General features: G+C 54.8%; 14 protein-coding genes. 13 read left to right on the forward strand and 1 reads right to left on the reverse strand.

The genetic code is table 11. The annotated features are described in order from the left end of the window. Positions 1 to 152: 152 nt before the first annotated feature. The 13 genes from ABEV74_RS18345 to ABEV74_RS18405 all read left to right on the forward strand — a co-directional run bounded on the left by ABEV74_RS18345 (position 153) and on the right by ABEV74_RS18405 (position 17,139). Positions 153 to 275 (forward strand): hypothetical protein, encoded by a 123-nt coding sequence (locus tag ABEV74_RS18345; RefSeq protein WP_256364509.1) that lies wholly within the window; start codon positions 153 to 155, stop codon positions 273 to 275. Between the two features lie 149 nt (positions 276 to 424). Continuing rightward, positions 425 to 1,291 (forward strand): polyamine aminopropyltransferase, encoded by an 867-nt coding sequence (speE, locus tag ABEV74_RS18350; RefSeq protein ID WP_430148255.1) that lies wholly within the window; start codon positions 425 to 427, stop codon positions 1,289 to 1,291. Positions 1,292 to 1,801: 510 nt separating this feature from the next. Further along, positions 1,802 to 3,196 carry an ABC transporter substrate-binding protein gene (locus ABEV74_RS18355; RefSeq protein ID WP_430148258.1) on the forward strand — a complete coding sequence of 465 codons (1,395 nt, stop codon included), beginning with the start codon at positions 1,802 to 1,804 and terminating at the stop codon, positions 3,194 to 3,196. Between the two features lie 96 nt (positions 3,197 to 3,292). Further along, on the forward strand, positions 3,293 to 6,271 hold the full coding sequence (locus ABEV74_RS18360) for an extracellular solute-binding protein (protein WP_062489238.1): 2,979 nt from the start codon (positions 3,293 to 3,295) through the stop codon (positions 6,269 to 6,271). Positions 6,272 to 6,277: 6 nt separating this feature from the next. Next, on the forward strand, positions 6,278 to 7,234 hold the full coding sequence (locus ABEV74_RS18365) for a carbohydrate ABC transporter permease (protein WP_082654981.1): 957 nt from the start codon (positions 6,278 to 6,280) through the stop codon (positions 7,232 to 7,234). A gap of 3 nt (positions 7,235 to 7,237) precedes the next feature. Then, positions 7,238 to 8,104 carry a carbohydrate ABC transporter permease gene (locus ABEV74_RS18370; protein ID WP_062489237.1) on the forward strand — a complete coding sequence of 289 codons (867 nt, stop codon included), beginning with the start codon at positions 7,238 to 7,240 and terminating at the stop codon, positions 8,102 to 8,104. A gap of 13 nt (positions 8,105 to 8,117) precedes the next feature. Continuing rightward, positions 8,118 to 9,596 (forward strand): hypothetical protein, encoded by a 1,479-nt coding sequence (locus ABEV74_RS18375; protein WP_430148262.1) that lies wholly within the window; start codon positions 8,118 to 8,120, stop codon positions 9,594 to 9,596. Then, positions 9,593 to 10,207, forward strand: a complete 615-nt coding sequence (locus ABEV74_RS18380; protein ID WP_062489233.1) for a YIP1 family protein — start codon at positions 9,593 to 9,595, stop codon at positions 10,205 to 10,207. Before ABEV74_RS18375 ends, ABEV74_RS18380 begins: the two co-directional genes overlap by 4 nt. A 9-nt stretch (positions 10,208 to 10,216) precedes the next feature. After that, positions 10,217 to 12,676, forward strand: a complete 2,460-nt coding sequence (locus tag ABEV74_RS18385; RefSeq protein WP_430148265.1) for a DUF5696 domain-containing protein — start codon at positions 10,217 to 10,219, stop codon at positions 12,674 to 12,676. Beyond that, on the forward strand, positions 12,673 to 13,545 hold the full coding sequence (locus ABEV74_RS18390) for a carbohydrate ABC transporter permease (RefSeq protein ID WP_430148267.1): 873 nt from the start codon (positions 12,673 to 12,675) through the stop codon (positions 13,543 to 13,545). Before ABEV74_RS18385 ends, ABEV74_RS18390 begins: the two co-directional genes overlap by 4 nt. A gap of 4 nt (positions 13,546 to 13,549) precedes the next feature. Next, complete coding sequence (locus tag ABEV74_RS18395; RefSeq protein WP_062489228.1) at positions 13,550 to 14,530, forward strand: carbohydrate ABC transporter permease; 981 nt, start codon at positions 13,550 to 13,552, stop codon at positions 14,528 to 14,530. A gap of 24 nt (positions 14,531 to 14,554) precedes the next feature. Continuing rightward, on the forward strand, positions 14,555 to 16,114 hold the full coding sequence (gene abnB / locus ABEV74_RS18400) for an arabinan endo-1,5-alpha-L-arabinosidase AbnB (protein WP_430148270.1): 1,560 nt from the start codon (positions 14,555 to 14,557) through the stop codon (positions 16,112 to 16,114). An 89-nt stretch (positions 16,115 to 16,203) separates the two neighbouring features. Beyond that, positions 16,204 to 17,139, forward strand: a complete 936-nt coding sequence (locus ABEV74_RS18405; RefSeq protein ID WP_062489226.1) for an ArsR/SmtB family transcription factor — start codon at positions 16,204 to 16,206, stop codon at positions 17,137 to 17,139. Between the two features lie 77 nt (positions 17,140 to 17,216). Here the strand turns inward: ABEV74_RS18405 and ABEV74_RS18410 are convergent, their stop codons facing one another. Then, complete coding sequence (locus tag ABEV74_RS18410; RefSeq protein WP_430148273.1) at positions 17,217 to 18,197, reverse strand: glycoside hydrolase family 43 protein; 981 nt, start codon at positions 18,195 to 18,197, stop codon at positions 17,217 to 17,219. Between the last annotated feature and the right edge of the window lie 17 nt (positions 18,198 to 18,214).

Below are 18,214 nucleotides of genomic sequence, written 5' to 3' on the forward strand. Positions count from 1 at the left end.
CTTTCGAAATTCAGGATAAATATCATTATGGATGTGCGGATCGACAAGTATCTTTACCTTATATGTATCAAGAGATTCTCTCCCTGATTTAGGCGGACCTCTGAACTTTCATCACAAGCTGCTTGATCCATGATTTGCAAGGAGGCTCTAAAATGGAGAAAGAAGAAAAGGAAATCCTCACACCGGAAGAAATCGAGGAAATCATCCGCAAATTGGAATCCGATTGTTCACATTCGTCAAATACTGGACGAACCGAACGATCGACAGAGGACTAGTAATACGCATGAAAATGAAAAACAGGCCGAATGGAGGGCTGCAGCTCACCTATACGGCCTGTTTGCTTTATGTCTTTGCGGGAAAAATCGGGATAATCTTTGGTATAATGTTTGTGTCTTAGACGATAATACAAATCGGGAGGTTGAAAATGGTACGGTCGCCAAAGTATATTGAAAAGTCACAGGGAACGCTGTGGTTGACCGAGGATGAAAGGGATCATTTGAAAATCAGCTACCGGATCAAGGACATTCTGCACGAAGAAACGAGTCCTTACCAGCATGTGATGGTGTTGGACTCGCATGATTTCGGCCCTATGCTCGTACTGGACGGGGTCGTGCAGACGACTTCGATGGACGGTTATATATATAATGAGATGATTGCTCATGTCCCGCTGTCCGTTCATCCTCATCCTCGAAACGTGCTTATCATCGGAGGCGGCGATTGCGGCGCTGCGAACGAAGCTGCGAAATACGACCGGGTCGAACGCATCGATCTGGTGGAAATCGACGAGGCCGTCGTCCGGGCGAGCAAACGTTACATGCCGGAAGTATCGGGGGGCTTGTCCGATCCCCGCGTACGGTATCATTATGAGGATGGCGTGAAGTTCGTGCAGCAGGCCGCGGCCGAATATGACGTCATTATTGTCGATTCTTCCGACCCGGTCGGACCCGCGAAGCAGCTGTTCGAATTCGATTTTTATCAAAATGTGCACCGGGCATTGAAAGAAGACGGTTTGATGGTTTGCCAGAGCCAATCGCCGATTTTTCATGCGGACGTCATGCTGAAATCGTATGAACGGATCGGCCGATTATTCCCCCACCGCAAACTGTATACGACCGTCGTTCCTACTTATCCGGGAGGGCTGTGGAGCTTCACTATCGGCTCGAAACGCGCGCTTCCCGCTCCGGAGAGCATCCGCTTCGACAAGAAGGCGCGGTATGCCAATGAGGAAATACTGCGCCAATGCTTTGCTTTGCCCACTTTCTTGCAAGAAATGCTGAAAAATCAAGGGTAGCCGTATCCCTTGGAGATTGTAAAACAACCGACCCGATTGGGATCGGTTGTTTTGCTTTGGTTTTGAACTTGGCAGTTCCGTTGACGATTTTGCGATCAAATCATAATGTGCAGTGACTGTATATTGTAAATAAAACAATAAACTATTAATAAAAATATTAACAAAAAAATGAGGCGTTCCGAAAAATCCATTCAAATCGCGAGTTTGATTGAATTTTAGTTTGATGTTGGCGCAATGCTATTGACATATCATTAATATATAAATTAAAATGTTAATAACAACATAAATTATGTTTGCCTGGTTTCCTTGCCGACTCCGCCTATCCTTTTTTATAACAATGTAAGCGATTTCAGTCATAATGGCTTATCGGTACGGGACAGTACAAGCGAACGCGAGGAGGGACGCATAACTGCCGATTTCCAGAGGGGGCTGCCATTCGCAAGTTATCTTTGTTTCGGTCTTTTGGTTTACGTACGCAAGTCCACCAATTTCATGAGGAGCGTGTGAAGCATGAAATCCGCATTTATGGCAAGGACTTTGGCTATATTGCTGGCGATGGTACTGATCTTGACCGCGTGTTCGGGAGGAGGCGGCAGCAATTCCGAACCGCCAGCACCCAGCGCCCCTTCGGCGGCAGAGGAAGAGGAATCCGCTCAAGAGCCCGGGGAACAGACTGTCGTCCAAGACTTCGGGAAGGACGTCTCAGGTGAAGTGACGATCTGGGTGTTCAACGAGAATGTGTTTGAGGAAATTGCAGACGCTTTCATGGCGGAGTATCCGAAAATCAAAGTCAATACGATATTCGTTCCATTCGCGGAGCTGCATGACAAGCTGCAGACGGCTCTGGCGAGCGGCACAGGCGCGCCGGATATCGCGGAAGTGGAGCAAGGCCAGTTTACCCGCTATGTCACAGGAGGCGTACTGGAGAATTTGCTTGCAGAGCCTTACGATGCCGGACAATACAAGGATCTGGTTCCGGAATACAACTGGGAGAGATGGATGTCTCCGGACGGCAAGCAACTGCTGGGTATGCCTTGGGATTCCACGCCGGGCGTATGGTATTACCGTGCGGATATATTCGAAGAATTGGGACTGCCGAGCGATCCGGCGGAACTGGGCGAATATATCACGGACGGCGAGAACTTCCTTGCGTTGACCCAGGTGCTGACAAGCAACGGCAAATATCTGTTTGAATGGCGGGACGGTCCGATTCACTGGGCCGGCGATGAAATCGGTTACTTCGACGACAACCTGAACTGGATCCGCGACAATGACAGGCTGGTACAAATATTGGATTACACGAAGCGCGGTAACCAGATGAACTGGGCTCCGCATATGGGCATTTTTACCGACGAAGGCAAGCAGCTTGTCCTCTCCGGCCAAGTGGCCGGCGTAGCGCTGGGCTCGTGGGGAGCGCGCGAACTGGCCGTCAGCTTCCCCGAACTATCCGGCAAATGGAGGGTGACAAACCTGCCTTTCGGACTGAACTTCCCGATCGGCGGTTCCAGCTTTGTCATTCCGTCCCAAAGTCCGAATAAAGAAGCGGCTTGGGTATATTTGCAATGGGCTATGCGTTCCGAGAACGCCTGGAAAATTTGGACGAAGTACTCCATTCAACCGGGTTATTCGGATATCGCGCAGATGGAATGGTATGCCGAGCAAGCCAATGCATTTCTGGGCGGTCAGCAGGACTACAAGATGTATGAAGAGCTGGCTCACCTCATTCCGACCAAGCGTCTGAACCCGCTGGACGGCCGGGGCTGGGAGCTGTGGGTGCCCCGCATTCTGGATGCGCTTGACAAGAACATCGACTCCCGCACAACGTTGCAACTGGCCAAGGAGGATGCCGAGAACATCCTGAAGGAAGACATCGAGAAGCTGCGGCAGCAATTGCAGCAACCGTAAATTCCCGGCGTTGATTGACGGGATCCGAATCAAGCCGCACCGGCTTGGTTCGGATTCATTTATCCACCGATTACTTTGAGTAGGGGGAACGCCCTTATGCTCAGTTACTTGAAGAAATATAAAGGAACCATACTTATCATGATCCTGTTATCCGCTTTGCTTGTATCGTGGTACAACAATCGGGGGTTTGATGATGAGGCGATGGCGAGCGTCCCGAAGTATTCCGATGTAGACGAGCAATCGATTTTGCTTCAGGAGGATTCAAGCAGTTTGCTGGAGCCGTCCTACTATAAATATATGGAACGTCTGCGTCAGGAGGGGGCAAAGGATTCGGAAGGATTTCACGAAGTCATTCCATCCATGGACTACACGGCGGTCAGCCCGGTGGGAGTGAGCGTCGAATCGGACTTGGGCGATCGTGCCGGCAGCGTGTTGGCGCTGGTTGAAGAAGACAGCTGGGTAGAATATGAGATTATCGTCCCCGAGGATGGCTTCTACCAGATGGGGATGAGCTACTACGCAATGCCGGGCAAACGTTCCAGCGTCGTAAGGAACGTGCAGATCGACGGAGCGTATCCGTTCTTTCAGGCGAAGAAGATGGATTTCCAACGGATGTGGCGCGAATCGGGTAAATCGTGGTACGACAACCGGAACAACGAGTACAACCCGAAGAGGGAGGAAGCGGCAGGATGGCAATACCGGGATTTTCAGGATTCCGAGGCCAAGGTGGAGGAGCCTTTTCGTTTCTATTTGAGCAAGGGCCGGCATACCGTCCGCATCCAGGCGGTCCGGGAGCCGGCGGCGATCGGCGAGCTTCATGTCTATTCTCCGAAGCGATTGCCGGATTATACCGAGATTCAGAAAGAATATGAAGCGAACGGATATCAGCCCGTTAAAGGTCAATGGATCAAAGTGCAGGCGGAGACATCGACACTGCGCTCCGATCCGACATTGAAAAGAATCGAAGACCGCGAGCCGGATACCGAGCCGTTCAACAACAATGCCGTCGCCCTCAACAGTTTCGGCGGCTTGAGCTGGAGAGACGGCGGGCAGTGGGCTGAATGGGAAGTCGAGATTCCGGAAAGCGGCTTGTACAATGTAGGCGCCCGATTCGGGCAATGGTTTCTGAACGGCGTCCCGGTCCAACGCAAAATAACCATTAACGGCAAAGTTCCGTTCAAGGAGATGAACGCCGTATCGTTCCCGTACAAAGCGGAATGGCAGATCAGCAACTTCAGTCCGGAAGGCGAAGAATATCTCTTCTATTTGGAAAAAGGCAAAAACACGATCCGCATGGAGGTGCAGATCGGCAGGCTGGGGGAGATCCTGGAGAAGATCACGGATACGACCCGGAAAATGTCGCTGCTGACCCGCGAAGTCATACAGGTAACGGGCACGAATCCGGATCCGAACGCCGACTGGAAGCTGGAACGCAACATTCCGAACCTGGTGCCAAGGCTGCATATGATGGCCTGGGATCTGGAAGAAGCCATTCAGGCGTTGTACGCGTTCGGCGTCCAGAAAGGCAGTTCCGAGGTAAGCACGCTGTACGAGGCGCGGGATGTGCTGCTCAGTCTGGCGGACGACATCTCGTCGATTCCGGCTAGGTTGACGCAATTTACGGAATTGCAGTCATCGCTCGGTTTGTGGGTGAACGGATTGAGCCGCCACAGCCTCGTTCTGGATTATCTGATCGTCAAGTCTCCTGAGCTGGACTGGCCGAGACCGGCTGCGCCGTGGTACGTGCGTCTCGGAACGAGCATGGCGGACCTGGCCAGGTCGTTTACGAAAGAGTATGGCGGTGTCGGCACGGTGTACGGGAAAGACGAGGAAGTGCTCGATGTATGGGTGGCCCGCGGTCGCGATTGGGTCGAGATCATCAAGCAGATGATCGACGAGGATTTCACGCCGGAGACGGGGATCAAGGTCAATGTGAACGTCATTCCGGCTCAGCAGATGCAACTGCTCATGCTGGCCAACACATCGGGGCTTGCGCCGGATGTTGCGCTCGGTGTTGAAGGAGAAGTGCCGATCGACTTCGCGGTGCGCAATGCGCTCGTTGATTTGAGTCAATTTCCTGACTACGAGGAGGTCGCGGCGCGTTTTCGGCCGGGAGCGCTCATTCCATACCGATACAACGGCGGAAATTACGCGCTGCCGGAGAATCAGAACTTTTACATGCTGTTCTATCGCAAAGATATAATGGGCGAACTGGGCATTACGGAAGACAAGATTCCGCAAACGTGGCAGGAGGTCATGGATCTGATCCCGCTGCTGCAGCAGAACGGCATGGACTTCTATTATCCGCATGCGCCGAATATGCCGCAGCTTGCGATCAACGAATTCGCGCCGTTCCTGTTCCAGCACGGCGGTGAATTTTATGCCGGGAACGGCAGCCGCTCCGCGCTCGATTCGCCGGAAGCGATGCAGGCGATGACAATGTGGACGGGACTGTTCACCAATTATCGCATCGCGAAACAGGCGGACTTCTACAACCGGTTCCGAACCGGCGAGATGCCGATCGGCGTTGCCGACTATTCGACTTATATCCTGCTGTCGACAGCGGCGCCGGAACTGACAGGCTGGTGGGGAATGAAGCCGATGCCCGGCATCAGGCAGGCGGACGGCAAGATCAACCGTTCGACCGGAGGTCTCGCACAGACAGGTATTATATTCAAGTCCTCCAAACGGCAGGAGCAGGCTTGGCAGTTTCTGAAATGGTGGACCAGCGCGGATGCCCAGGAGCGTTTCGGCTCCGAATTGGAGGCTTTGCTCGGTGTGGAGGCGCGCTGGAATACGGCAAACGTCGAAGCGCTCGAAAGGTTGCCGTGGCAGCAATCCGACATCGAAGCGATTCTGGAGCAATGGGAATGGTTCCGCGAACGTGAAGTCGTGCTGGGCGGATATTATACGACCCGCCATGTGGCGAATATGTGGAACGAGATTGTGCTGAATGGACGCATTCATCGCGAAGCTGTGGAAGCGGGCGTCCGGGAGATCAACAAGGAACTGCGGAAGAAACGGGAAGAATTCGGTCTCGACGACGGTACCGGCAAGGAATCAAAGGGGGGATAACCGGTGATGGCCAAAATAAACGAGGCTGGTCGGGCACCCGTTCATCCCGTCTCTCCGAATCGTATGCGGATGAGCCTGCTGTGGAGGGATGTAAAGCGGCACAAGGTGTCATATCTGTTCGTCGCGCCGTTCCTGTTGCTGTTTACTTTTTTCATCATTATCCCGATCATCGTTTCAATAGCGCTCAGTTTTTCCTACTACAATATATTGGAACCGCCGAGGTTCATCGGGTTTTCCAATTACAAGCTGCTGTTCGTTGATGACGACATCTTTATCCAGGCAGTGGGGATTACGCTGAAATTCGCTTTCATCACCGGACCGGTCGGCTATGTCATGGCCTTCCTGCTGGCTTGGCTGATCAGTCAAATTCCGATCAAATACCGTTTTTTCTATACGCTGTGCTTTTATACCCCTTCCATCACGAGTGCGACGGCCATGTCCGTCGTCTGGCTATACCTGTTTGCGGGCGACCGCAAGGGACTGCTGAACCATTGGCTGATCCAGCTGGGGATATTGGATGAGCCATTCCTGTTTCTTCAGGATATCCGGTCCATTGTGCCCGTGATCATTATTGTGTCGCTATGGATGAGCATGGGAGTGGGCTTCCTCGCTTTTCTGGCGGGGCTGCAGAATGTGCCGAAGGATCTGTATGAAGCGGGTGAAATCGACGGTGTCGGCAACCGCTGGCAGCAACTCTACTATATTACAATACCGGCGGTCAAGCCGCAGTTGCTGTTTGGTGCGATTATGCAGGTCGTACAGTCGCTGCAGGTGTTCGATATCAGTGTCCAGCTTGTCGGACTTCCGAGTCCGTTGTACGCCGGCCATACGATTCTGACCCACTTGTTCGACTATGCGTTCATACGGTTCGAGATGGGCTATGCGTCAGCGATCGCGGTTGTGCTGTTCCTGATGATGATGGGACTGAACCGCTTCATATTCAACTTGCTCGGGAGGGATTGACGGGTGTCTCCTACTCTACTGATTCGCGGAAAAATCGACTGGAGCGGCATTATGCTGTATCTGTTCCTGACGGTATTCGGGCTGCTGATGCTTATGCCGCTTGTATATATGGCCTCGACGGCTCTGAAGCCGATCAGCGAGCTGTTCCTGTTTCCGCCGCGTTTTTTCGTGCAAAACCCGACGCTGCTCAACTTTCGCGATTTGCTGCTCATAACGGGAACGACGAATGTGCCCTTCTCCCGCTTTATTCTGAACAGCGTCATCGTGACGTCCGGCATCGTGATCGGCGGGGTGTTCCTCTCCGCGCTTGCCGCCTATCCGCTGGCCAAACACAATATGCCGTTCAAGAAGCTTATTTTCGACATGATCGTTGCTGCGCTGATGTTCTCGCCGATGGTTCTTCAGATTCCCCAATATTTGCTGATCAGCAAATCCGGATTGATGAATACGTACTGGGCGATGATTCTTCCTTATCTCGCCGCTCCGATCGGGATGTTCCTCATGACGCAGTTCCTGAGGCAAATTCCGGACGCGCTGCTGGAGGCCGCGCGGATCGACGGCGCTTCGGAATGGAAGGTGTTCTGGACGATCGTTCTGCCCATGCTGAAGCCGGCTGTCGCCACGTTTGCCTTGTTCAGCTTTATTACGGCCTGGAACGATCCGTACCCGTCGATGGTCTATACGACAAGCGAGAATATGAAATCGTTGCCGCTGGCCATTCAAACGATTCAGGGCGGCGCCGGGGTTATCGCCAGGGTCGGCACGTTCGCGGCTGCCAGCTTCCTGATGATCATTCCGACGATTATCGTATTCATCATGACCCAACGGATGGTTTTGCAGACAATGGCGCATTCGGGACTGAAAGAATAGGAGGTGCCGATCGGTGATCAGACATGGGAAGATACGGGTCTTCATTACAGCGGCCGTTCTGTTGTCCCTGTTCTGGACGGTCCCGGCACAAGCGTCACCGCCTTATTACGGCTATACGCACAATTCGTCGAACCGTGACGTGCGGTCTATCGTCGGGTACGTGTACGACCGCTCCATTGACGGGATCGATCTGTCCAGCGGCCCGTTCAACAGGCCGGAATCGCTGTTCATTGCCGAGGACGATTCCGTCTATATCGCCGACACGGGCAACAACCGGATCGTACAATTGGATCGTGAACACCGGCTGGTCCGGGTATATGGCGATGCGGATGGTCCGGGACGGCTAAGCGAGCCGAAGGGCGTGTTTGTGAAAGAGGACGGGACGGTATTTGTTGCAGATACGAAGAACGGGCGAATCGCGGAATTCGATTCCGAAGGCCGTTTCGTCAGGGATTATCCGAAGCCGGATAGCCCGCTGATCGGCGCGAGCTTCTCTTATTCGCCTTCCAAGCTTGTTCTGGATAAGCGCGACTACATGTACGTCGTCAGCGACGGCAATACGCAAGGATTGCTGCAGATCGACCCCAACGGAAACTTCAAAGGCTTCTACGGCGCCAACCACGTCGGCTTCAGCTGGAGCCGGCTGCTGACCCGGCTGATTGCGACGGAGGAGCAGCGCCGCAAGATGACGGCCATCCGGCCGGCAGAATTTTCCAATCTGGACATCGATGACGAAGGCTTCATCTATACGACTACGCTCGGCGAGGAGACCAATCAGCTGAAGCGCCTCTCGCCTGTAGGTGTCGATACGCTCAACTTCGGCGCTTCCAGACGGTACGGCGACGACTACAGCGTCGGTCCTTTTACGATGCCTTCATTTATCGGCATCAGTGTCAGCGACGACGGTATCATCACGACACTGGATCTGCAGACCGGAAAAGTATTTCAATACGACAAGCTCGGCAACTTCCTCTTCTCCTTCGGGGGAGTGGGCGAGCAGAACGGACTGTTCGCCACACCGTCCGACGTCGATCAGAAGAAGGACGGGGACATCTATGTCGTCGATCGGGGACGGAACCGGATCGACATCTTCCGAACGACGCCGTTCGCCGATCTGGTTCATCAAGCCTCTGTGCTGCATGTAGACGGAAGATATGAGGAAGCGGAAGCGCTGTGGCAGGATGTGCTGAAGGTCAATGGCAATTACGAAATGGCTTACCTGGCCATTGGCAAATCGCTATACAAGGCGGAACGGTACAAGGAAGCGATGGAATACTTCTCTCTGGCCAGGGCGCGGCAAGATTATTCCGTCGCCTTCAAGGAATATCGCAAGGAATTCGTTCGCGAGCACTTTGCGCTGATTGCGGTGGGGCTTATACTGCTGTTCGTGCTGCTTCGTTGGGGCGCGCCAAGGCTGATCCGCGCTGCGGCCCGCAGGAATTGGGGCCATCCGCACCTGAAATCCCGGCCGAAGGAGGGTGAACCGGTATGAGCGCCGTGCTGATGATGCGCAAAGTTATGCTTCACCCGTTCGATTTCTATGAGGACATCCAGCAACCGGGAGCCATCAAGTGGTCTCATCCGCTGATTTTGGTTGGCCTTACCTATATTGTCCGGATGGTGACCCTGTACGCGGCGGGATTCGCCTATCAGACCCGTGAGGCGTATCAGATATCCGCTCTGCAGGAATGGATATGGCTCGTCGTCCCTTGGGCGACCTGGTGCATCGCGCATTGGGCGGTAAGCGCGATTATGGATGGCGAGGGGAAATTCGCGGAGATTGTTTACGGCAGCGCATTCGCGCTTGTGCCCTATACGGTGTTCATGATTCCGATCACGCTGCTGACCCGTCTGTTGGCATTGGATGAATCCGGCACCATTACCGCGTTGTCTTATGCGGTATATGGCTGGGTGGCATGGCTTTTGCTTCTGAAGGTGAAAATTTTACATGATTTCGATTTGAAAAAAACGCTGTTCATTGCAGTCCTCAGCATCATCGGCATGCTGATCGTATGGTTTGTCGGCGTGCTGCTGTTCGGATTGTCCAACCAATTTATCCAGTTCATATTTGATATGGTTAAGGAACTGAGGCTGCGGGCATAGGAGGGCCATATGAGAAAACAGCGCATACGCAAGTTGTTTGCATATTCAGCCATCATGATGCTGGCAGCCGTGCTGGTGTTCCGGCAGTTGTCCCTCGCTGCTGTCGAGCAGGCGAACGCGCCGGCGCTTGCCGCATCCGGGAAAGCGGCGGAGACGCTGGCGGCGGAAGGCGCCGGAGCGGCGCCCGCATCGGACGAAGGGGAAGTGCCCGGGACGCCTGCGGAGGAGACGACGGCCGACGCGGCGCCCGCATCGGAGACGCCGAGCCAGTCAGCGGGGACGCCGGCAGTCCAGGCAGCGCCTGCCGCGGGAAACGCGCAGGGACAACAGGGCGCAGCCGGAGGGGACGTGCCGATGTATCCGGTCACAGCGGTGACCAAGGCGCTGGAGAACGAACAATTCGTTCTCTATATCGACGATGCGAACGGCAACGTCAGGGTTGTCAGCAAGCGCACGGGCGCGGAATGGCTCGGGGCGCCGGTCGTCCCGCGCACGACGATGCCGAACAACAAGAAATTTATGGATTCTCCCGTCCATATCAAGTTTACGGAGGGCGCCGACATCACCTCGACGTATTCTTTGAAAGACAAGGAAACGACCGTCGATGTTCAGGTACGGGACGATGCCGTTAGGCTGGAGTTCGCTTTCGGACCGGAGAAGATCTCGTTCGCTATGGAGTACCGGTTGACCGCGAGCGGGCTGGAAGTCACGATTCCTTACGACTCGATCAAGGAGGAAGGAAAGGCGAAGCTGATCAGCATCGAACCTCTCCCGTTCATGAACGCGGCGGCGGAAACGGACAAAGGGGCGATGCTGTTGCCGGACGGCTCAGGGGCGCTTCTGCATTTTCGCCAGAATCACCCGATGTATCTGAAAGGGTATTCCGAGATGATCTACGGGCCGGACCACACCTTCGTGACGCAGACGCATGATATGGTGACGGAGTTCGGAATGCGGGCGAATACGCCGAGGCAGTTGGTCGCGCTTCCCGTATTCGGCATATACCGGAACGGTATCGGTACGCTCGGTATCGTGACGGAAGGCGAATATGACGCCCGTATTAACGGGACGCCGGCAGGCATTCGCGCGATTCCGCTGTACCGGAGCTCCGTGGAGTTCCTCTACCGCAAAAACGACGTCATCTTCATCGGTTCGTCAGGACAAATCCCCTATTATCAGGGGGCCAGAATCCAGGGCGACCGCAAGGTGCGCTTTGACCTGCTGGAGGGGGAGAAAGCCGGTTATGTGGGCATGGCTACCGCCTACCGGGATTACCTGATGCGGGAACGGGGCGTTCAGCCTGTGAATAACCAGACCGCGACGCTGTCCGTCAAACTGCTGGGAGGCATTCTCCGGGAAGAAATTATCGGCAGCACGTTTATCCGTATGACGACGTTCCAGCAGGCGAAGTCAATTATCGATGCCTTGCAGGCCAAAGGGGCGGACCGGCTGGAAATAACATTGGACGGTTGGACGAAGAACGGTCTGTACGGCAATCAGCCGGATCACTTCCCCGTCGCCAGACAACTGGGAGGAGGGAAAGGGTTAGAAGAACTGGTGCGGTACGCGAAGGAACGCGGCGTGGAGCTGTACCTGAGAGCCAACTATGTCCGCGCGTCCGGGGACAAGGGGAGATTCAACAAACGCCAAGACGCGATCCGCGGCATCGACCGCGAAGTGCTGGACAGCACGAATTACAATGTGGCCACGAGATGGACGAACAACGATCAGCATTTCTATTTCATGAAGCCGAAGCGGGTGTATGAACGGCGCATTGCGAAGGAGCTTGACGACTTCGCTTCACTCGGCGTCAGCGGCATCCAGTTTCAGTATATGGGCGATCACCTGTATTCGGACGAAGATCCTGACGCCTTCTTCAGCCGGGCCCAAACGGCCGGCGTATGGACCGCGGCATTGCGGGAGGCAAGGCAGAAGGTCGGGAAGACGGCGGTCGATTACGGCTTCGCCTACACGTTTGGCGCCATTGACCGTATCGACAACGTGCCGCTGTGGCACAGCGGCTATGTATATACGGATGAGGCGGTTCCGTTCTACCAGCTGGCGATTCACGGGCTGATCCCTTACTACGCGAGCCCGGCGAATCTGCGGGAAGACAGCAGGAAAGAGTTTCTGCGGGCGATCGAGTACGGCGCGCTGCCGAGCTTCGAGCTGACCTATGCCCCGACCAGCGACCTGCAGCGGACGTTGGAGGATCGCCTGTTCAGTTCTAGGGCCGATGACTGGATAAACGACGCGGCCGCGGAATTCGGCGAGCTCCTGCCGCTGTTTGAAGCCGTGGCGGACCAGCAGATGACAGGCCACGAGCAGCCGCAACCCGGCGTGTACCGAACAACATATGCCAATGGCGTACAAGTCATAGTCAATTATAACGCATTCGCGGTTCAGGTTGGCGGCATGCAAGTGGAAGCCATGGACTTTGCGGTCACAGGGGTGAAGGATGCGCCATGAAATCAAAGATGAGCATGAGAAGCAGACATATATGGGAAGGTTACTCCTTTGTCGGGCTTTGGATTATCGGATTCTTTCTGTTTATGGCGATTCCGCTGGGCCGGTCTTTATATTTTTCGTTTCAGGATTTGAAGACGAGCCGGGAAGGCTTGATCGCCGAATACGTCGGCCTGCTGCATTACCGCGCCGCGTTTACGGTTGACGTCAACTTTTTACCGCTGCTCCGGGATACGATGAAGACGATGGTGTCGCATGTGCCGCTAATTCTGATTTTCGCCATGGCCAGCGCACTGCTGCTGAACCGGCACGCGAGAGGCCGGTTGCTCTTCCGCGGCATCTTCTTCCTGCCGGTCATTATCGCCTCCGGTTCCATTCTGAAGAAGCTGCTGGAGCAGGGCGCGGCCCAACTGCCGATTTTTATGGAATACGATCTGTACAGCAAGCTGAGGCTGTTCATTCCGGGAGACGTGCTGGTCCGGCTGCTGGAATATTCCGATTCTTTGACGCTTGTCATGTGGGATTCCGGGGTGCAGACGCTGATCTTCCTGGCGGGACTGCAAACGATATCGCCTCAGCTGTACGAGGCGGCCAAGTGTGATGGAGCCACAAAGTGGGAGAGCTTCTGGAAGATTACGTTTCCTATGATTTTGCCCATGATTTTCGTCAATACGTTGTTCACCATGGTGAGTTCCTTCACGAAAGCCGACAATCACATCATGAACCATATCCGGACAGTCGTGTTCGGCAACAATAATTACGGTTACGGATCGGCTATCGGGTGGATCTATTTCATCATCATCTTCTTCCTGCTTGGTATCGTGTTCCTGTTGTTCCGCAAAAGTCTGGCATCGATGGAAGGGAGGGGTTGAAAGGATGTACAGTTCCCGGCTGGAAACGGCAAGACGCCATCTTCATGTCCGGCTGCAATCCGGCATTAAGCATACGGCTGTCAAGCGCGGCAAAAGCGTCGTAAGCCATGTCGTATATTACTTCGTCATGCTCAGCTTGTCGTTCGTATTCATCTATCCGCTGCTCTATATGGTTTCCAAATCGCTGATGCAGAGCTGGGACGTGGCCGACGCTACCGTGCGCTGGATCCCGACCCGGTTCAGCCTGTTCAACTACCAGGTCGCCTTCTCCGAGATGAAATATTGGCAAGGCTTCATCAACAGCGTCATCATTTCGTTCGGAAGTGCGGCGCTGCAAATATTCAGCTGCTCGCTCATTGGCTATGGATTCGCCCGATACCGGTTCCCGGGTTACGCGCTGTGGCTCGGGCTGGTCGTGTTCACGTTTCTCGTTCCGCCCCAAACGATCGTGGTGCCGCTCTATATGTTCTTCAGCGATCTGGGCTGGATTAATACGCATCTGCCGTTCGTCATCCCCGCGGCGTTCGGCCACGGGCTGCAAGGAGCGCTGTTCGTTCTGATATTCATCCAGTTCTACCGGCGGCTGCCCCATGTGCTGGAGGAAGCGGCCCGGATCGACGGGGCCGGACACTTCCGGACGTACTGGCAAATTATGTTCCCGCTCGGCAGGCCCGCGATGCTGGTCGTGTTCCTGTTCTCCATCGTATGGCATTGGAACGACAACTTTCAGCCAAGCACCTATCTTCAATTGCCGCCCTTCTATAATCTCGCCCAGCGAATGTCCGGGTTTTACGGCCAGGCCAGCATGTCCGCGGAGCAGATGTCCCAATCCGTTACAGCAGATGCGATCGGCGTCGCTCCGACGCTGCTCAATCAGATCATGGCCGGCGTCGTGCTGTCGATCTTGCCGATTCTGCTGTTGTATTTGTTTGTTCAGCGTTATTTCGTGGAAAGCGTGGAGCGCTCCGGCATTGCGGGCGAATAAGACGGTGCATGCATGGGAGGGACTATGAGCAGAAAACGGATCATGATGTCATCCGTCATCTTCTTCCTGATCTGGATGTGCGCTTGCGCGAACGAGACGTCCGAGCGGCAGCAGCCGCCCCGGGAACCGTCAGCGGATCTGGAGGTTCGAGGAGGAGAGGAGGATCAACCGGTGAAGGACAGCGGGCAGCCGGCAGACTCGGCGGAGGCGGGACGGAAGCCGTCATTCACCAGCGCGACGGTGCACGATCCTTCCGTCATCCGGACGGACGACGGGATGTATTATGTGTTCGGTTCTCATCTCCAGGCGGCGAGGTCCCCGGATTTGATGCATTGGACGCAGGTAGCTTCCGGCGTAAGCAACGGGAATCCGCTTATTCCGAACGTGGAGGAGGAGATGGCGGAGGCGCTGGAATGGGGGCAAACCGATACGTTTTGGGCCGGGGACGTCGTCCGGCTTGCCGACGGCAAGTATTATATGTACTACAGCGTATGCAAGGGAGATTCGCCAAGAGCCGCGATCGGCGTGGCGGTTTCCGACCATGTGGAAGGGCCTTATCAACATCTCGGCATCATCCTGAAATCCGGCATGTGGGGGCAGCCGAGCGAGGATGGCACGATCTATGATCCCACCGTTCATCCCAACACGATCGATCCGCACACCTTCTTCGACCGCGAAGGCGTCCTGTGGATGGTATACGGTTCCTACTCCGGCGGCATTTACATTTTGAAGATGGACCCGAAGACGGGATTTCCTTATCCGGACCAAGGCTACGGCAAGAAGCTGCTGGGGGGTAATCATAGCCGGATCGAAGGGCCTTATATTCTGTACAGTCCGGAGACGGAATATTATTATTTGTTCCTGTCGTTCGGAGGGTTGGACGCATCCGGGGGATACAATATTCGGGTCGCGCGTTCGAAAAATCCGGATGGTCCTTATGAAGACGCGGAAGGCCAGGATATGATCGACGCCAAGGGCGCGGCGGGAACGTTCTTCGACGACGTCGCCATCGAGCCGTACGGCGTCAAGCTGATGGGCGGCTTCATGTTTCGCCGGCAGGCCGGCGAAGCCGGAGGCGGCATCGGATCGGGCTACGTCTCGCCGGGTCATAACTCCGCTTATTATGATAAGGAGTCGGGAGAATATTACCTGATCTTCCATACCCGATTTCCGTACAGAGGCGAAAGCCACGAAATCAGGGTGCATCAGATGTTCATGAATGCGGAGAAATGGCCGGTCGTCGCACCGCACCGTTACGCGGGCGAAACGATCGGAACCTATACGGCGGCTGAAATTGCCGGATCGTACAAACTCGTCAACCACGGCAAGGATATATCCGCCGGGTGGAAGGAATCGATCGTCGTCGGGCTGTCCGCAGACGGCAAGATCAGCGGGGATTCGTCAGGCGAGTGGAAACTGACCGGCGACAACGGCGCCGAGCTGCTGGTGGACGGCATTCGCTACAGCGGTGTATTTTTGCGGCAATGGGATGAGCTGGCCGGACAGGAAGTGATGACCTTTACCGCCTTGTCCGACGGCGGCACCGCCGTGTGGGGAAGCGGGATTACCGTTCGACCGGAATAATGCCCCGCGATTACGGGGGATAGTTGTAGAGCGACCGGCATTGATGTATATTAGTTCAAAGTTCTATTATTCCGAAGGACGGGACCAGTATGAAAATAGATATTTCCCAGCACTCCCTCCCGGTATACGAAGCGTTGGCCAGCAATGTGCGCATTGAAATGATTCGCCTGCTGGCCCAGAAGCCGATGAACATCAAGGAACTGGCGGAAGCGCTCAACCTGAGCAGTGCGATCATGACGATGCATGTCAAAAAGCTGGAGCGGGCCGGTATTATCAAAACGTCCATGCAGCCGGGCAAAGGCGGCGCCAAGAAGGTTTGTACGCTTGTCACCGATTCGATTGAAATTGTCTTTCCGGCGAAGATGGAGCAAGCGCTGCGCGAATGCCATGTAACAGAGGTCTCGGTCGGCCACTACACGGACTTCGAGGTGGCGCCGACTTGCGGCTTGGCGACGACCGTCAAGGTGATCGGCATGTTCGACGAGCCGCGGGCGTTTCTGGAGCCGGAGCGGGTGAACGCCAAAATTTTATGGTTCGGCCATGGGTATGTAGAGTATAAACTTCCGAATTATTTGATGAAGAACGAGGAGCCCGTCGAGCTGGAGATTTCGATGGAAATTTCTTCGGAAGCGCCGTTCGCCAACGAAAATTGGCCCTCGGATATCACCTTTACGCTTAACGGTGTCACCCTTGGCACCTGGACCAGTCCCGGCGATTTCGGAGGCGGCAGCAGAGGCCGTTACACCCCGGATTGGTGGTGGGACGAGATTAACCAGTACGGACTGCTCAAGGTTCTGAAAATTAACGAGGAAGGCACGTTCATCGACGGCAACCGGATATCGGAGGTTAAGCTGAGCGATCTTCATATCCAGCTCAAGCAGTGGACGTTCCGTATCTCCGTTCTGGAAGATGCGGACAATGTCGGCGGGGTGACGCTGTTCGGGACGGGCTTCGGCAACTACAATCAAGACATTGTGTTCAGATTGTATTACGAGAAGAAGGCAGCTATGGAAACCGAAGAGTAGAACGATCGGAAGCCGGTCGGTTCGTCCCTACCCCCTAGAGCAGCAAGGGCAGGGCGCGAATCGGCCGGCTTCTTATATTACGGATATGTGGCTGAAGCGGGAGCCGGCTTGCCGAATGCGGGCATGCCCTGATCGTCCCAGCCGAAAGCTTTCACGCAAGTGTGCCGGTTCGGATCGTACAGCGGATTGCCTTCGATAATTTTGTAACTGCGGGCATGATAGACGAGAATGTCCGTCTGACCGTCTTCGGCCACAGTAAAGCTGTTGTGACCCGGGCCATACTGTCCTACCGTTTCGTCCGACTGAAAGACGGGAACGGGTAACTTGTTCCAGGCAGCAGGCGACATCAGGTCGCTGTTTTCATCCGCCCATAGCAGCCCCATGCAGTAATGATGATCGGTGGCGCTGGCGGAGTAGCTGATAAAGACGCGTCCGTTCCGTTTCAGCACGGCCGGGCCCTCGTTGACCAGAAATCCGATTTTCTCCCACTCGTATTCCGGCACGGCAATACGCGATTGCGGTCCGCGCAGCGTCCAAGGATTGTGCATAGGCGCGATATACAGATTGGAATTGCCGGCAATGGCGGGATCTTTCTGTGCCCATACCAGATAGCGGGTTCCGCGATGTTCGAATGTGGTGGCATCCAGGGAGAAAGATTCCCAATCCGTTTGAATTTGCCCCTTTTCCACCCAGGTCCCTTCAAGGGGATTGGCGGAATCGTTCTCAAGCACAAATATGCGGTGGTCGAACATCCCGTCGTTCGTCTCCGCTGTTCTGGCCGCAGCAAAATAGATATACCACTTGCCGTCGATAAAGTGAATTTCCGGAGCCCATATATTGGCGCTCATCGGCCCCTGATCGTACTTTCGCCAGCAGACAACGGGTTCCGCTTCGGCGAGTCCCTGGATCGTTAATGATCTCCTTAATTCAATACGGTCATACTCCGGTACAGAGGCCGTAAAGTAATAGTATCCGTCGACATGCCTGTAAATCCAGGGATCGGCTCTTTGCGGAATGATCGGATTGATATACTTCTGCGTATAAGGTTGCAAGTCCATGGCGCCTCCATATCATT

It is taken from the genome of Paenibacillus cisolokensis (assembly GCF_050481165.1).
In the GTDB taxonomy this organism is placed as follows: Bacteria; Bacillota; Bacilli; order Paenibacillales; family Paenibacillaceae; genus Paenibacillus_AH; species Paenibacillus_AH cisolokensis.

Bases quoted from the DNA above. Each gene is read 5' to 3' on its own strand.
- ABEV74_RS18355 (WP_430148258.1), top strand. From the start codon at position 1,802: ATGAAATCCGCATTTATGGCAAGGACTTTGGCTATATTGCTGGCGATG.
- ABEV74_RS18345 (WP_256364509.1), top strand. From the start codon at position 153: ATGGAGAAAGAAGAAAAGGAAATCCTCACACCGGAAGAAATCGAGGAA.
- ABEV74_RS18390 (WP_430148267.1), top strand. From the start codon at position 12,673: ATGAAATCAAAGATGAGCATGAGAAGCAGACATATATGGGAAGGTTAC.
- ABEV74_RS18360 (WP_062489238.1), top strand. From the start codon at position 3,293: ATGCTCAGTTACTTGAAGAAATATAAAGGAACCATACTTATCATGATC.
- ABEV74_RS18380 (WP_062489233.1), top strand. From the start codon at position 9,593: ATGAGCGCCGTGCTGATGATGCGCAAAGTTATGCTTCACCCGTTCGAT.
- ABEV74_RS18365 (WP_082654981.1), top strand. From the start codon at position 6,278: ATGGCCAAAATAAACGAGGCTGGTCGGGCACCCGTTCATCCCGTCTCT.
- abnB (WP_430148270.1), top strand. From the start codon at position 14,555: ATGAGCAGAAAACGGATCATGATGTCATCCGTCATCTTCTTCCTGATC.
- ABEV74_RS18385 (WP_430148265.1), top strand. From the start codon at position 10,217: ATGAGAAAACAGCGCATACGCAAGTTGTTTGCATATTCAGCCATCATG.
- ABEV74_RS18410 (WP_430148273.1), bottom strand. From the start codon at position 18,197: ATGGACTTGCAACCTTATACGCAGAAGTATATCAATCCGATCATTCCG.
- speE (WP_430148255.1), top strand. From the start codon at position 425: ATGGTACGGTCGCCAAAGTATATTGAAAAGTCACAGGGAACGCTGTGG.
- ABEV74_RS18395 (WP_062489228.1), top strand. From the start codon at position 13,550: ATGTACAGTTCCCGGCTGGAAACGGCAAGACGCCATCTTCATGTCCGG.
- ABEV74_RS18405 (WP_062489226.1), top strand. From the start codon at position 16,204: ATGAAAATAGATATTTCCCAGCACTCCCTCCCGGTATACGAAGCGTTG.